We start from the raw sequence: 15,643 nt of genomic DNA, 5'->3' as shown, positions 1-15,643 counted from the left end.
GAGACACCCCATGCAGAAATTCACCGTGCACAAGGGCCTCGTGGCCCCGATGGACCGCGAGAACGTCGACACCGACGCGATCATTCCGAAGCAGTTCCTCAAGTCGATCAAGCGCACCGGCTTCGGCGTGAACCTGTTCGACGAATGGCGCTACCTCGATCCGGGCGAGCCCGGCCAGGACCCGGCCAGCCGCAAGCCGAACCCCGACTTCGTGCTGAACCAGCCGCGCTACGCGGGCGCCTCGGTGCTGCTGGCGCGCAAGAACTTCGGCTGCGGCTCGTCGCGCGAGCATGCGCCGTGGGCGCTCGACCAGTACGGCTTCCGCGCCATCATCGCGCCGAGCTACGCCGACATCTTCTTCAACAACAGCTTCAAGAACGGCCTGCTGCCGATCGTGCTGTCCGAGACGCAGGTGGCCCAGCTGTTCGACGAGACCTTCGCCTTCCCGGGCTATTCGCTGACCATCGACCTCGAGCGCCAGGTGGTGGTGAAGCCCGACGGCCAGGAGTTCGCCTTCGACGTGCAGGCCTTCCGCAAGTACTGCCTGATCAACGGCCTGGACGACATCGGCCTCACGCTGCGCCACAAGGACAAGATCAAGGCCTTCGAGGCCGAGCGGCTGGCGCAGAAGCCCTGGCTCGCGCACACGATGCTCGCCAACGCCTGAGCGTTCCCGTTTCACTTCCTTCGACAACCACCCAATGAAAATCGCAGTTCTCCCTGGTGACGGCATCGGCACCGAAATCGTGGCGGAAGCCGTCAAGGTGCTCCAGGTGCTCGACCTGAAGTTCGAGCTGGAGACCGCCCTGGTCGGCGGCGCCGCCTACGAGGCCCATGGCCACCCGCTGCCCGATTCGACGCTCAAGCTCGCCAAGGAGGCCGACGCGGTGCTGTTCGGCGCGGTGGGCGACTGGAAGTACGACAAGCTCGACCGGCCGCTGCGCCCCGAGCAGGCCATCCTGGGCCTGCGCAAGAACCTCGGCCTGTTCGCCAACTTCCGCCCTGCCATCTGCTACGAGCAGCTGGTGGGCGCCTCGAGCCTCAAGCCCGAGCTGATCGCGGGCCTGGACATCCTCATCATCCGCGAGCTGACCGGCGACATCTACTTCGGCCAGCCGCGCGGCCGCCGCACCGCGGTCGACGGCCACTTCCCGGGCGCCGAGGAAGCCTTCGACACGATGCGCTACTCGCGCCCCGAGATCGAGCGCATCGCGCGCGTGGCCTTCGAGGCCGCCCGCAAGCGCAGCAAGCGCGTGACCAGCGTCGACAAGGCCAACGTGCTCGAGACCTTCCAGTTCTGGAAGGACGTCGTGACCGAGGTCGGCAAGGACTATCCGGACGTCGAGCTCGACCACATGTACGTCGACAACGCCGCCATGCAGCTCGTGAAGGCGCCCAAGAAGTTCGACGTGGTGGTCACCGGCAACATGTTCGGCGACATCCTCTCGGACGAGGCCGCGATGCTCACCGGCTCGATCGGCATGCTGCCCTCGGCCTCGCTCAATGCCAGCAACCAGGGCCTGTACGAGCCCAGCCACGGCAGCGCGCCCGACATTGCCGGCAAAGGGGTCGCCAATCCCCTGGCTACAATACTGTCCGCTGCCATGATGCTCCGTTTCTCCCTCAACCAAGCCGAAGCTGCCGACCGGATCGAGTCGGCGGTCAAGCAGGTGCTGGCCTCCGGCCTGCGCACGGGGGACATCTGGTCGGAGGGCACCCGCAAGGTCGGCACCATCGAGATGGGCGACGCCGTGGTGGCGGCACTCTCGGCCTCGATCACCAAAAAGACGATTACCGGCTAACCGCAGCCCGCTTCGTCACGCCCACCCGGCTCCTGACGAGTCGGGCGCAAAGAGAAACCAGCGACTTTCTTTTTTCTTAAAGGGCACACTCAAATGGCGAACGCATCTCAACCTCTGGTCGGCCTCGTGGGCTGGCGCGGCATGGTCGGCTCGGTCCTGATGGACCGCATGCAGGCCGAAAACGACTTCGGCCTCATCGAGCCGGTCTTCTTCTCGACCTCCAACGCCGGCGGCAAGGCCCCGGCGATGGCCAAGAACGAGACCGCCCTCAAGGACGCGCACGACATCGAGGCCCTGAAGAAGTGCGACATCGTCATCACCTGCCAGGGTGGCGACTACACGACCGAGGTGTTCCCCAAGCTGCGTGCCGCGGGCTGGAACGGCCACTGGATCGACGCCGCCTCCACGCTGCGCATGAAGGACGACGCGATCATCGTGCTCGATCCGGTCAACCTGCCCGTGATCCAGAACGCGCTGACCAACGGCGGCAAGAACTGGATCGGCGGCAACTGCACCGTGAGCTGCATGCTGATGGGCGTGGGCGCGCTCTACAAGGCCGGCCTGGTCGAGTGGATGACCAGCATGACCTACCAGGCCGCCTCTGGCGGCGGCGCGCAGCACATGCGCGAGCTGCTGACGCAGTTCGGCACGCTCAACGCCGAGGTCCGCTCGCTGCTCGACGACCCCAAGTCCGCCATCCTCGAGATCGACCGCAAGGTGCTGCACAAGCAGCAGAACCTGAGCGCGGCCGAGACCGCCAACTTCGGCGCCCCGCTCGGCGGCTCGCTGATCCCCTGGATCGACAAGGACCTGGGCGACGGCATGTCGAAGGAAGAGTGGAAGGGCGGCGCCGAGACCAACAAGATCCTCGGCCAGGGCGCGGGCTTCGGCACCGCGGCCACGCCGGTCGACGGCTTCTGCGTGCGCATCGGCGCCATGCGCTGCCACAGCCAGGCGCTGACCTTCAAGCTCAAGAAGGACGTGCCGGTGGCCGACATCGAAGCCATGATCGCCGCCGACAACGCCTGGGTGAAGGTGGTGCCGAACACCCGCGAAGCCACCCTGCAGGACCTGACGCCCGTGGCCGTGACCGGCACCATGGGCATCCCGGTCGGCCGCATCCGCAAGCTGGCGATGGGCCCGGAGTACGTCGGCGCCTTCACCATCGGCGACCAGCTCCTCTGGGGCGCCGCCGAACCGCTGCGCCGCATGCTGCGCATCCTGCTGGAAGCCTGATGGGGGCAGTTCGCGCCCGTTGCCTACCCCCTTGTTGTCGAAAGGCGACAGAAAATGTGTTCGTAAGTATGCGCGCACTGGGTAGAACGGGCGCACTGCCTTGTCAGTAGGGGGTGATGATGCTAACGTCCTCTTACAATTTCTGGGCCTGAGCCGCCCCCCTATCAGCATGACAAGACATCTGTTGCCCGCGGCCTGCCCATCGGCCGCTCGCTCCTCCCTTCCCCTGAACGGCGTTCGTCTGTCCGTCCTGAGTGCGGCGGTGGCCGTGGCGATGGGTCTGGCCAGCACCGATGCGAGCGCGCTGGCACTGGGTCCGCTGAAGGTGCAGTCGGCGCTGGGCGAACCGCTGCGGGCCGAGATCGACGTGACCGAGATCACGACCGCCGAAGCCGACAGCCTCAAGATCAACGTGGCCACCGCCGACGCCTTCAAGGCGGCCGGCGTGCCCTACAACCCGGCCCTCAGCGACGTGCGCGCGACGCTGCAGCGCCGCGCCGGCGGCCAGTACGTGGTGCGCCTCAACGGCAGTCGTCCGCTCAACGACCCCTTCATCGACCTGCTGCTCGAAGCCAACGGCAGCACCGGCCGCATCGTGCGCGACTACACCGTGCTGCTCGATCCGCCGGCCGCGCGCCCCGCGGCCGATGCGGGCACGCCGATCGCTCCCGTCTCGCCGCGGGTCGCGGCACCCGTCGAGCGCCCGGGCCCGGTCGTCGCGCGCACGCGCCGTGCACCGGCCGCGGCGCCCGCGCCGGTCGCCGTGGCACCGGCACCGTCCGCGGCCTCCTCCGCCGCACCCGTCGCCCCTTCGCCCCGTCCGGCGGGCAGCGGCGAACAGCTCACGGTGCAGCGCGGCGACACCGCCGGCAAGATCGCGGCGGCCAACAAGCCGGCCGACATCTCGCTCGACCAGATGCTGGTCGCGCTGCTGATGGCCAACCCCGATGCCTTCATCGGCGGCAACGTTAACCGCATCAAGGCCGGCGCCGTGCTCGACCTGCCGAGCGCCGCCGAAGCCGGCGCGGTGCCGGCCGCGGAAGCCCGCCGCACGGTCACGGCCCAGAGCCGCGACTTCGGCGCCTACCGCCAGCGGCTGGCCGAGAACGCCCCGACCTCGAACGTGGCCGGCGCCAGCCGCCGCGCCGGCGGCCGGGTGCAGGCCAATGTCGAGGACCGCAACGCAGCCGCCGCCGCGCCCGACAAGCTCACCATCTCGCAAGGCAGCGCCACCGCGCGTGCGGCCGAGGAAAAGGTCGCGCAGACCCGCCAGGCGCAGGATCGCAGCGCCCGCGCCGCCGAACTGTCGAAGAACATCGAGGAGCTCAACAAGCTCAAGGCCGCAGGTGGCTCGACCGCCGCGGCGCCTTCGGCAGCACCCACGCCCGCCGCTGCGGCCGCCCCAGCCGCCGCGCCCGCCACGACGCCGGGCATCCCGGTGCCGGTCGCCGGCCCCGCCGCCACCGCACCGAGCCCCGCTGCCGCGCCTGCACCGGCACCCGCTGCTGCAGCCACGCCGGCCCCGGCCGCAGCGACGCCCGCCGTCGAGGCTGCGCCAGCGGCAGCGCCCGCCGCAGCCGCCGCGACCGCCACCCCCACCGAAGGCGCTGCGGCCACCGGCGCCCCCGCTCCGAGCCCCGCGGCCAGTGCCGCGGCACCCGCACCCAAGCCCGCGCCCAAGAAGGTCGTGGCGCCGCCGCCTCCGCCGCCCGAACGCAGCTTCCTCGACGAACTGCTCGACAACCCGCTGATGCTGGGCGGCATCGCGCTGATCGCGCTGCTGATCGGCTTCCTGCTCTACCGCGTGCTGGGCCGTCGGCGCGAGGAAATGAGCGAAAGCGTGTTCCTCGAGAGCCGCATCCCCAAGGACTCCTTCTTCGGTGCCAGCGGCGGCGAATCGGTCGACACCAAGAACCGCGGCGACTCCACCGTCTCCTCGTTGTCGTACTCGCCGAGCCAGCTCGACGCCGGCGACGTCGACCCGGTGGCCGAGGCCGACGTGTACCTGGCCTACGGCCGCGACCTGCAGGCCGAGGAAATCCTGCGCGAAGCGCTGCGCGTGAATCCCGACCGCACGGCGATCCACCTGAAGCTGCTCGAGATCCACGCCAAGCGCCGCGACCTGCGCGCCTACGAAGGCCTGGCCACCGAAGTGCACAAGCTCACCGGCGGCAACGGCGCCGACTGGACCCGCGTGGTCGACATGGGCAAGGAACTCGATCCGGGCAACCCGCTGTACGAATCGGGCACGCCGCGCAGCGCCACGCCTGCCGAGAGCGCCGCCCTCGCGACCGCGCTGGCAGCCGCATCGGCCCGCCCGCCGGTCGCCGCCAAGCCCGCGCCCGCGCCGGCCCCGGTGGCAGCCGCTCCGGCCTTCGTGCCCTCGGTGGCACCGCTCGACTTCGACCTGGACCTGAGCCAGCCGCCCGCGCCGCCGCCGCTGGCACCGGTCGGCGCCAGCCTGCCGAAGTCGGCCTATGCGCCCGCCCCGGCCGCGCGCCCGACGACGCCCCCGTCCGCCAGCCTGGCTGCGCAGCCGACGGTCGACCTCGAGAACGATTTCGACACCGCCCCCGGCGCGCTGCCGCTCGACACCCTGCCCGGCTCGCTCAACGACGCCGACAACACCCGCCCGGCCGTGCTGCGCGGCGGTGCCGGCCTGCCGGCCGACTCGGGCTTCATCGAATTCGACATGAGCGCCCTGGCCGGCCTGCCCGCCCGCTCGGGCAACGGCGCCGACCATCCCGCGCCATCGGCCTCGGCCCACGAGGACGACGAGAGCCCGCATGCCGTCAAGCTGTCGCTGGCGCGCGAGCTGCAGGCCATCGGCGACGTCGAGGGGGCGCGCTCGCTGGTCGAGGAAGTCGAAGCCGAAAGCGCCGGCGAACTCAAGTCGCAGGCGCGGCAGTTGCTCGCCGAGCTGCGCTGAGCGCGCGGCGCCGGCCTCTTTGTTCCTGGTTTCGTGAGGCTGGCGCTCGGCATCCGCTACAACGGCCAGGCCTACGACGGCTGGCAGAGCCAGTCCTCGGGCCGCACGGTGCAGGACAAGCTCGAGAAGGCCCTGTCCCAGTTCGCCGCGCAACGCATCTCCACGCTGTGCGCCGGCCGCACCGACGCCGGCGTGCACGGGCTGATGCAGGTGGTGCACTTCGACACCGAGGTGCAGCGCGAACCCTTCTCCTGGATGCGCGGCACCAACCGCTACCTGCCCGACGACATCGCGGTGCAGTGGGCGCACCCGGTGCCGGCCGAATTCCATTGCCGCGCCAGCGCCCTCGCGCGGCGCTACGTCTACGTGCTCTCGCAGTCGCCGGTGCGCCCCAGCCTCGACGCGGGGCGGGTCGGCTGGTCGATGAACCTGCTCGACGGCGATGCGATGCGCGCCGCGGCCGCGCTGCTGATCGGCGAACACGATTTCAGCTCGTTCCGCGCCTCGGCCTGCCAGGCCCGCTCGCCGGTCAAGAACCTGCGGCGCATCGAGATCACGCGCCACGGCGAGGGCGAGCGCTGCCGCTGGCAGTTCGAGTTCGAGGCCGATGCCTTCCTGCACCACATGATCCGCAACCTGATGGGCTGCCTGGTGCGCGTGGGCCGGGGCGCCGAGTCGCCCGAGTGGATCAGCGAGGTGCTCGCCGCGCGCAGCCGCGACGCGGCGGCGCCGACCTTCTCGCCCGACGGGCTGTACTTCCTCGGCCCGTTGTACGACGCCAAGTGGGGTCTGCCGGCCGAGGCCACCTTCCAGGCCGCCCGCGCGGCCTATGATGGCCCGCCATGAGCCTTCTCCCGCCGCGCACCCGCATCAAGATCTGCGGCCTCACGCGCGAGGCCGACCTCGATGCCGCCGTGGAAGCCGGCGCCGATGCCGTCGGCTTCGTGCTCTACCCCAAGAGCCCGCGCGCCATCGCGCCCGAACGCGCGGCCGTGCTGGCCGCCCGCCTGCCGCCCTTCGTCACGCCGGTGCTGCTGTTCGTCGATGCGCAACCCGCCGAGGCCATCGCCGCCCTGGCCCGGGTGCCGGGTGCCATCGCCCAGTTCCATGGCGATGAAACGCCCGCCGACTGCCTCGCGGCGAGCGGAAACGGCCGCTTCCGCTTCATGCGCGCGGCCCGCATTCCCCTCGGCGAGGCCGGCGCCCGCTTCGACCTCGTAAAATACGCATCCGATTTCTCAAACGCCCAGGCCATCCTGCTCGACGCCCATGTCGACGGTTATGGCGGTGGCGGCAAGGCATTCGATTGGTCACTTCTTCCACCCGCCGTCGACGCTCACCTCGTCTTGAGTGGTGGACTCACACCTGCAAACGTGGGCGATGGCATTCGCACGCTGCGGACACGCTGCAAGACGCTGTCCGTTGATGTGAGCTCGGGCGTCGAGATCGACGGTCCCGGGAACAAGGGCCTGAAGGACGCCGGCAAGATCCGGCAATTCGTCGCCGCGGTGAGAGCGGCCGACGCCTCGTCCTTCTCCAGTTAGCCGCCGCACCCGGTTGTCGACCGGGCTGCGGCCCAACGATCGAGAACCATGCAAAGCACCTACCAGCAACCCGACGCCACCGGCCATTTCGGCAACTACGGCGGCACCTTCGCGAGCGAGACGCTCACCCACGCGATCAACGAGCTGCGCGACGCGTACGCGAAGTACAAGGAAGACCCGGCCTTCCTGGCCGAATTCCACTACGAGCTCAAGCACTTCGTCGGCCGGCCCTCGCCGATCTACCACGCCGCTCGCACCAGCCGCGAGATGGGCGGCGCGCAGATCTACCTCAAGCGCGAGGACCTCAACCACACCGGCGCCCACAAGATCAACAACGTGATCGGCCAGGCGATGCTCGCGCGCCGCATGGGCAAGCCGCGCGTGATCGCCGAGACCGGCGCCGGCCAGCACGGCGTGGCCACGGCCACCATCTGCGCGCGCTACGGCCTCGAATGCGTGGTCTACATGGGCAGCCAGGACGTGAAGCGCCAGAGCCCCAACGTCTACCGCATGAACCTGCTCGGCGCCACGGTGGTGCCGGTCGAGTCGGGCAGCAAGACGCTGAAGGACGCGCTCAACGAGGCGATGCGCGACTGGGTCACGAACGTGGAGAACACCTTCTACATCATCGGCACGGTCGCCGGCCCGCACCCCTACCCGATGATGGTGCGCGACTTCCAGAGCGTGATCGGCACCGAGTGCATCGAGCAGATGCCCGCGATGCTGGCGGCCGACGGCATCACCGGCGAAGCCGAGGGCAAGCAGCCCGACGCGGTGGTCGCCTGCGTGGGCGGCGGCAGCAATGCGATCGGCATCTTCCATCCCTACATCCCGTTCGCCGGCACGCGGCTGATCGGCGTCGAGGCCGCGGGCGAAGGCCTGGACAGCGGCAAGCACGCCGCCTCGATCCTGCGCGGCAGCCCGGGCGTGCTGCACGGCAACCGCACCTACCTGCTGCAGAACGAGGACGGCCAAATCACCGAGACGCACAGCGTCAGCGCCGGCCTCGACTATCCCGGCGTGGGCCCCGAGCATGCGTACCTGGCCGACATCGGCCGCGCCGAGTACGTGGGCGTCACCGACATCGAGGCCCTCGAGGCCTTCCACTACCTGTGCCGCACGGAGGGCATCATTCCCGCGCTCGAATCCAGCCACGCCGTGGCCCACGCGCTGAAGCTCGCGAAGACCATGCGCCCCGACCAGTCGATCCTGGTCAACCTCTCGGGCCGCGGCGACAAGGACATCGGCACCGTCGCCGACCTCGCGGGCGTCGACTTCTACGACCGGCCGTCGATGCGCGGCCTGAGCGTGAAGGGAGGCAAGTGATGAGCCGCATCGCAGCCACCTTCGAAGCGCTGAAGAAGGACGGGCGCCGCGCGCTCATCCCCTACGTCACCGCCGGCTTCCCCTACGCCGACATCACGCCCGAGCTCATGCACGGCATGGTCGCGGCCGGTGCCGACGTGATCGAGCTCGGCGTGCCCTTCTCCGACCCGATGGCCGACGGCCCGGTGATCCAGCAGGCCGGCGAAGCCGCGCTCGCGCTGGGCATCGGCATGAAGCAGGTGCTGGCGATGGTCGCGGCCTTCCGCGCGAAGGACACGGGCACGCCCGTGGTGCTGATGGGCTATGCCAACCCGGTCGAGCGCTACGACCTCGTGCACGGCAAGCACGCCTTCATCCGCGACGCGGCCGCGGCCGGCGTCGACGGCCTGCTGGTGGTCGACTACCCGCCCGAGGAGTGCGAGCAGTTCGCCGCCGATCTGCGCGAAGCCGGCATCGACCTGATCTTCCTGCTGGCCCCCACCAGCACCGACGAGCGCATGGCGCAGGTCGCGCGCATCGCGAGCGGCTACGTCTACTACGTGTCGCTCAAGGGCGTGACCGGCGCCGGCCACCTCGACACCGAGGCGGTCGGCCGCATGCTCCCGCGCATCCGCCAGCACGTGGGCATCCCGGTCGGCGTGGGCTTCGGCATCCGCGACGCAAGCACTGCGCAGGCGGTGGGCTCGGCGGCCGACGCGGTCGTGATCGGCACCAAGATCATCCAGTTGATCGACGGCCAGCCGCGCGAGAAGGTGGTGCCCGCGGTGCATGAATTCCTCGCGGGCATCCGCGAGGCGCTCGATGCCTTGCCGGCGGCTACCGCGAAGAATGCGGCTGGCCGATAATCGCCGCTGCCCTCGTCAGGCCCCTTTCGTCATGCGAAAAAGCACGGAAGGGGCACTGACGGCCCCGAAGGCTCTCCCGCCTTCGCGCGAACCTAGGAATGCCCATGAGCTGGCTTGAAAAACTGCTACCCGCCAAGATCGCCCAGACCGACCCCGCCGAGCGCCGCCAGGTGCCCGAGGGCCTGTGGATCAAGTGCCCGGCCTGCGAGACGGTGCTCTACAAGACCGACCTCGAGCACAACCAGAACGTCTGCCCGAGCTGCAGCCATCACCACCGCATCGGCGCGCGTCCGCGCCTCGACGCTTTTCTCGATGCCGAGGGCCGCTACGAGATCGGCCAGGAAGTGCTGCCGGTCGACGCGCTCAAGTTCAAGGACAGCCGCAAGTACCCCGAGCGCCTGAAGGAAGCGCTGGAGAACACCGGCGAGACCGACGCGCTGGTCGTGATGGGCGGCTCGGTCCACAGCATCAGCGTGGTGGTCGCCTGCTTCGAGTTCGAATTCATGGGCGGCAGCATGGGCAGCGTGGTCGGCGAGCGCTTCGTGCGCGGCGTCGAGACCGCGATCGAGCAGAAGGTGCCGTTCATCTGCTTCACCGCCACCGGCGGCGCGCGCATGCAGGAAGGCCTGCTGTCGCTGATGCAGATGGCAAAGACCAACGCCGCGCTCACGCGCCTCGCGAAGAAGGGGCTGCCCTACATCAGCGTGCTGACCGACCCGACCATGGGCGGCGTGTCGGCGGGCTTCGCCTTCATGGGCGACGTGGTGATCGCCGAGCCCAAGGCGCTGATCGGCTTCGCCGGCCCGCGCGTGATCGAATCGACCGTGCGCGTGACCCTGCCCGAAGGCTTCCAGCGCGCCGAGTTCCTGCAGACCAAGGGCGCGATCGACTTCATCAGCGACCGCCGCGAACTGCGCAAGACCATCGCCAGCACGCTCGCGATGCTGCTGCGCCAGCCGGCGGATGCGGTGAGCTGAAGTCCCGGCTTCCCGAAAGACGAAGCGCCCGGAACCTCGCGGTTCCGGGCGCTTTTTTCATGGGGACTGCAAACGGTCAGAGCCGGTAGGCCAGCACCAGCAGGTTGTTCAGCACGATCGCGATCACCTGCAGCACGACGATCGCGGCCAGCGGCGACAGGTCGACGCCGCCGAGCAGCGGAATGACGCGGCGGAACGGCCGCACCAGCGGCTCGGCCAGGCGCGAGATCAGGTCGAGCAGCATCGGCGAGGCGCCCGGTACCCACGAGAGCACCGCGTACACCACCAGCAGCGCGGTCAGTCCCGACACCGCGAGCTGCAGCAGGCCGATGAACGACACCAGCGGCAGCGCGCCGATGCGCCCGAGGTTGCCGATCAGCAGCCACAGCACGAGGAACTTGGCGATCACCAGCAGCCAGGCGGCCACAGCGCTCGCGAGGTCCCACTTCTTGACGGCCGGCAGCAGGCGCCGCAGCGGCAGCACGATCCAGTCGGTGATGGCGAAGATGAAGCGGCCCAGCGGATTGCCGAAGGGCACGCGGTGGTACTGCATGTAGAGCCGCAGCAGGCAGGCGCCGCCGAGCAGGCCGACGATCACGTCGAGGAGGAACGATGGGATCTGATAGAGCATGGCGCGCGAGGTGAAGCGGAGTGCGATGATAGCCACGCAAGGCTCTTCGATGACGACACAACCCCTTCTGAACTCCCTGCCTTTGTTCCCGCTCGGCACGGTCCTCTTCCCCGGCGGCCTGCTGCCGCTGCGCATCTTCGAGGTGCGCTACCTCGACATGATCGGCAAGTGCCGCAAGGGCGGCGTGCCCTTCGGCGTGGTGAACCTCACGAGCGGCACCGAGGTGCGCAAGGCCGGCGCGCAGGCCGAGCGCTTCGCCGAGGTCGGCACGCTGGCCGTGATCCGCGAATTCGAATCGCCGCAAAGCGGCCTGCTGCAGATCGAGTGCGTGGGCACGCAGCGCTTTCGCGTGCGCCACAGCGAACTGCAGAAGCACGGCCTGTGGATCGCCGATGTCACGATCCTCGCCGACGACGTCGCGCTCGAGATCCCCGAGGACCTGCAGCACACCGCCACCGCGCTGCGGCGCCTGGTCGACACGCTCGAGGAACGCAAGCGCGCGCAGGACGCCACCGGCTCGCCGCCGGTGCGCCTGCCGATCGGCGCGCCCTACCGCTACGACGACTGCGGCTGGGTCGCCAACCGCTGGTGCGAGCTGGTGCCGATGCAGCTCGAGCTGCGGCAGCGGCTGATGGAGCTCGAGAGCCCGCTGATGCGGCTCGAACTGGTCGGCGATCTGCTGGCGCGCACCGGCATCGCCTGAGCGCTCGGGCGACACGGCCGAAGCGCCCGCCCCGCTTCGTTTCGCGCTTCGAATTTGATAGCTGATGGCGCAAGGCCGGCGACGGGTTCGCCGGAATTCGCGCGCCATCGCCTGGGCTAAAATCCCGCCTTTCGCGCCGAATTTCCCTGCGCGCGCCTCCCCCACCGCCTCCCCATGTCCGAACAACAGCCGCCCACCCCTGCTCCGGCCGCGACCACGCCCGCCGTCGACGACAACCAGCTCATCGCCGAACGCCGCGAGAAGCTCAAGCTGCTGCGCACCGCGCAGACCGAAGGCAAGGGCGTCGCGTTCCCCAACGACTTCAAGCCGGGCCACCGCGCCGCCGCGCTCGCCGAGGCGCACGGCGCCGTCGAGCCCGAAGCGCTCGAGGCGCAGAACGTCGCCGTGAGCGTGGGCGGCCGCATGATGCTCAAGCGCGTGATGGGCAAGGCCAGCTTCGCGACCCTGCAGGACGCCACCGGCCGCATCCAGCTCTACGTCACGCGCGACGCGGTCGGCGAAGAGGTCTATGCCGAGTTCAAGCGCTGGGACCTCGGCGACATCCTCGGTGCCGAAGGCACGCTGATGAAGACCAAGACCGGCGAACTGTCGATCAAGGTCACGACGCTGCGCCTGCTCACCAAGAGCCTGCGCCCGCTGCCCGACAAGTTCCACGGCATGGCCGACCAGGAACAGAAGTACCGCCAGCGCTACGTCGACCTGATCACCGACGAATCGGCGCGCGTGCGCTTCACCGCGCGCAGCAAGGCCGTGAGCGCGCTGCGCGAATTCATGGTGGCCAACGACTTCCTCGAGGTCGAGACGCCGATGCTGCATCCGATCCCGGGCGGCGCCAACGCCAAGCCCTTCAAGACGCACCACAACGCGCTCGACCAGGAGATGTTCCTGCGCATCGCGCCCGAGCTCTACCTCAAGCGCCTGATCGTGGGCGGCTTCGAACGCGTGTTCGAGATCAACCGGAGCTACCGCAACGAGGGCATCTCGGTGCGGCACAACCCCGAGTTCACGATGATGGAGTTCTACGCGGCCTACTGGAACTACCGCGACCTGATGGACTTCACCGAGACGCTGATCCGCACCATCGCCGACAAGGCCGTGGGCACGCAGCAGCTCACCTACCAGGGCAAGCCCGTCGACCTGACGCAGCCCTTCGAGCGCCTGACGATCCGCGAGGCGATCCTCAAGCACACCGATGCGGGCGATGGGGTCGACGACAGCGCCTGGCTCGTCAATGCCCTGCGCAAGCTGGGCCTGAGCGAGGAGAAGGACAAGCTCTCGCAGCGCAGCCTGGCCAGCCTGCAGGTGATGTACTTCGAGGAGACCGTCGAAGAGAAGCTCTGGCAGCCGACCTTCATCATGGAGCACCCGACCGAGATCTCGCCGCTGGCGCGTGCCAACGACGAACGCCCCGAGGTCACCGAGCGCTTCGAGCTCTACATCACGGGCCGCGAGTTCGGCAACGGCTTCAGCGAGCTCAACGACGCCGAGGACCAGGCCGCGCGCTTCAACGCGCAGGTGGCGGCCAAGGACGGCGGCGACGACGAGGCCATGTACTACGACCACGACTTCGTGCGCGCGCTCGAGTACGGCATGCCGCCCACCGGCGGCTGCGGCATCGGCATCGACCGCCTGATGATGCTGCTGACCGACTCGCCGAGCATCCGCGACGTGATCCTGTTCCCCGCGCTGCGCAGGGAATCTTGAGCACCGCGACCGCGAACGCCACCGCGATCGGCATCGACTTCGGAACCTCGAATTCGGCCGTCGCCTGCCGCATCGCGGGCGCCACCCGGCTGCTGCCGATCGAAGGCGCGGCCACGACCCTGCCCACCGCGATCTTCTACAACGCCGAGGACCGCAGCACGCACTTCGGCCGCGACGCGATCGCGCTCTACCTGGCCGGCGTCGAAGGCCGGCTGATGCGCTCGCTCAAGAGCCTGCTGGGCAGCCCGCTGATGCAGGAGAAGACCGCGATCTTCGACGGCCTCGTGAGCTTCGAGGACATCATCGCGCGCTTCCTGCACGAGATGGCCGAGCGTGCCGCGCGCGAGATGGGCCGTCTGCCCGAGCGCGTGGTGATCGGCCGGCCGGTGCACTTCGTCGACGACGACAGCAAGCGCGACGAGCGCGCCGAGCAGAGCCTGCGCGCCGCCGCGCGCGCGGCGGGCTTCCGCGACATCGCCTTCCAGCTCGAGCCGATCGCGGCCGCCTTCGACTACGAGCAGCGCGTGCGCAAGGAATCGCTGGTGCTGATCGTCGACATCGGCGGCGGCACCTCCGACTTCACCGTGGTGCGCCTGGGCCCCGAGCGCGCCGTGCGCGAGGAGCGTGGCGACGACGTGCTGGCCACCACCGGCGTGCACATCGGCGGTACCGACTACGACCAGCGGCTCAACCTCGACCGCGTGATGCCGCTGCTGGGCTTCGGCCACCACGGGCCGCAGGGCCGCGAGGTGCCGAGCAAGGTGTTCTTCGACCTGTCGTCGTGGCACCTGATCAACTGGCTGTACCTCGCCAAGGCCACCCGGCAGGCGCGCGAGCTGCGCACCAGCTATTCCGACACCCGGCTGCACGACCGACTCATGGCGGTGCTCGACGAGCGCCACGGCCACCGCGTGCTCGGCGCGGTGGAGCAGGCCAAGATCGACGCCTCGGTCAGCGACGCACCCGCCGTCATCGACCTCGACTGCGCCGAGCCCGGTCTCACGAGCACCCTGTCGCCGGCCGACATGGCGCAGCAGCTCGCGGCGCAGTTCGAGGCGGTGATCGCCTGCGCCCATGCCTGCGTCAAGCGCGCCGGCCTGCGCAGCAACGAGCTCGACGCGATCTACCTCACCGGCGGCTCGTCGGCGCTGCGGCCCTTCCAGCAGGCGCTGCGCAAGAGCTTCGCGGGCGTGCCGCTGGTCGAGGGCGACCTGTTCGGCGGCGTGGCTTCGGGGCTGGCCTTCGCGGCGCGCTGAGCGGCGGGCTCCGCGTCATCGGTCGCGCCATCGCGCATGAAGTACCTCTCGGCCTATCCGACGACGCTGCAGGCGCAGGTGCGCCGGCTGCTCGACGAAGAGCGCCTGGGCACCTGGCTGCGCGAGCGCTACCCCGAGGGCGCGCATGCCGTGCAGACCGACCAGGCGCTCTACCTCTACACGACCGGGCTCAAGAACGAGTTCATGCGCAAGGCCGGGCCGCTGTCGAAGGTGATCTTCGACAGCAAGCTGCACGTGATCCGCCATGCGCTGGGCACCCACACCACCGTGTCACGCGTGCAGGGCAGCAAGCTCAAGACCAAGCAGGAGATCCGCGTCGCGAACCTGTTCAAGGCCGTGCCGGCCCCCTGGCTGCGCATGATCGTCGTGCACGAGCTCGCGCACATGAAGGAGCGCGACCACGACAAGGCCTTCTATGCGCTGTGCACGCACATGGAGCCGGACTACCACCAGCTGGAGTTCGATCTGCGGCTGTACCTGACGCACCTGGAAGCGAATGGCCTGCCACTCTGGGGCGTGGAGGCCGCCGGCAAGAATCCGGAACAAGTCCTGAGCAAATCGTAAACTTTTCCCCACCAGCGCCGGATCGCTGAATTCGCCTCGCGCAATTCCGCATGGCTGGCCCCTACACTGCCGAGCTTTTCGTTC

Annotated in this window: 14 protein-coding genes; 13 read left to right on the top strand and 1 reads right to left on the bottom strand. The window is 69.4% G+C overall.

The window, feature by feature from the left end:
• The first annotated feature begins 10 nt into the window (after positions 1-10).
• The 9 genes from leuD (at position 11) to accD (ending at position 10,659) form a co-directional block, all read left to right on the top strand.
• Positions 11-667: a 3-isopropylmalate dehydratase small subunit gene (gene leuD / locus R0232_RS09570; RefSeq protein ID WP_093348732.1), complete on the top strand. Its 657-nt coding sequence runs from the start codon at positions 11-13 to the stop codon at positions 665-667.
• 34 nt (positions 668-701) lie between these two features.
• Positions 702-1,802 (top strand): 3-isopropylmalate dehydrogenase, encoded by a 1,101-nt coding sequence (gene leuB / locus R0232_RS09565; protein WP_431511947.1) that lies wholly within the window; start codon positions 702-704, stop codon positions 1,800-1,802.
• A gap of 93 nt (positions 1,803-1,895) precedes the next feature.
• A complete protein-coding gene (gene asd, locus R0232_RS09560) occupies positions 1,896-3,038 on the top strand; it encodes an aspartate-semialdehyde dehydrogenase (protein ID WP_057595813.1) in 1,143 nt (380 codons plus the stop codon).
• A 262-nt stretch (positions 3,039-3,300) separates the two neighbouring features.
• Positions 3,301-5,967, top strand: coding sequence for a FimV/HubP family polar landmark protein (locus tag R0232_RS09555; RefSeq protein WP_431511946.1), 2,667 nt, complete (start codon positions 3,301-3,303; stop codon positions 5,965-5,967).
• A gap of 33 nt (positions 5,968-6,000) precedes the next feature.
• Entirely contained in the window at positions 6,001-6,813 is an 813-nt protein-coding gene (gene truA / locus R0232_RS09550) for a tRNA pseudouridine(38-40) synthase TruA (protein ID WP_057592268.1), read from the top strand.
• Positions 6,810-7,511, top strand: coding sequence for a phosphoribosylanthranilate isomerase (locus R0232_RS09545; protein ID WP_203204874.1), 702 nt, complete (start codon positions 6,810-6,812; stop codon positions 7,509-7,511). Before truA ends, R0232_RS09545 begins: the two co-directional genes overlap by 4 nt.
• A gap of 48 nt (positions 7,512-7,559) precedes the next feature.
• Positions 7,560-8,837: a tryptophan synthase subunit beta gene (trpB, locus tag R0232_RS09540; protein WP_057592270.1), complete on the top strand. Its 1,278-nt coding sequence runs from the start codon at positions 7,560-7,562 to the stop codon at positions 8,835-8,837.
• Positions 8,837-9,682, top strand: a complete 846-nt coding sequence (trpA, locus tag R0232_RS09535; RefSeq protein WP_431511945.1) for a tryptophan synthase subunit alpha — start codon at positions 8,837-8,839, stop codon at positions 9,680-9,682. The genes trpB and trpA overlap by 1 nt, the downstream gene beginning before the upstream one ends.
• Before the next feature lie 104 nt (positions 9,683-9,786).
• Entirely contained in the window at positions 9,787-10,659 is an 873-nt protein-coding gene (gene accD / locus R0232_RS09530) for an acetyl-CoA carboxylase, carboxyltransferase subunit beta (RefSeq protein WP_057592272.1), read from the top strand.
• Between the two features lie 76 nt (positions 10,660-10,735).
• Here accD and R0232_RS09525 read toward each other — a convergent pair whose 3' ends face one another.
• The gene (locus R0232_RS09525) at positions 10,736-11,290 is read right to left on the bottom strand and encodes a YggT family protein (protein ID WP_057592332.1); all 555 of its coding nucleotides are present in this window, start codon (positions 11,288-11,290) and stop codon (positions 10,736-10,738) included.
• A 49-nt stretch (positions 11,291-11,339) separates the two neighbouring features.
• Here R0232_RS09525 and R0232_RS09520 point away from each other — a divergent pair, with 49 nt between their 5' ends.
• The 4 genes from R0232_RS09520 to R0232_RS09505 all read left to right on the top strand — a co-directional run bounded on the left by R0232_RS09520 (position 11,340) and on the right by R0232_RS09505 (position 15,559).
• Positions 11,340-11,993: an LON peptidase substrate-binding domain-containing protein gene (locus tag R0232_RS09520; protein WP_431511944.1), complete on the top strand. Its 654-nt coding sequence runs from the start codon at positions 11,340-11,342 to the stop codon at positions 11,991-11,993.
• A gap of 174 nt (positions 11,994-12,167) precedes the next feature.
• Positions 12,168-13,718: a lysine--tRNA ligase gene (gene lysS / locus R0232_RS09515; protein ID WP_431511943.1), complete on the top strand. Its 1,551-nt coding sequence runs from the start codon at positions 12,168-12,170 to the stop codon at positions 13,716-13,718.
• Positions 13,715-14,974 carry an Hsp70 family protein gene (locus tag R0232_RS09510; RefSeq protein WP_431511942.1) on the top strand — a complete coding sequence of 420 codons (1,260 nt, stop codon included), beginning with the start codon at positions 13,715-13,717 and terminating at the stop codon, positions 14,972-14,974. Before lysS ends, R0232_RS09510 begins: the two co-directional genes overlap by 4 nt.
• 36 nt (positions 14,975-15,010) lie before the next feature.
• Entirely contained in the window at positions 15,011-15,559 is a 549-nt protein-coding gene (locus tag R0232_RS09505) for a YgjP-like metallopeptidase domain-containing protein (protein ID WP_431511941.1), read from the top strand.
• Positions 15,560-15,643: the final 84 nt, after the last annotated feature.

The organism is Variovorax sp. DAIF25 (assembly GCF_050711835.1).
GTDB lineage: Bacteria > Pseudomonadota > Gammaproteobacteria > Burkholderiales > Burkholderiaceae_C > Variovorax.
The sequence above is the reverse complement of the archived record's forward strand: the minus strand, read 5'-3'. Positions and strand labels throughout refer to the sequence as shown.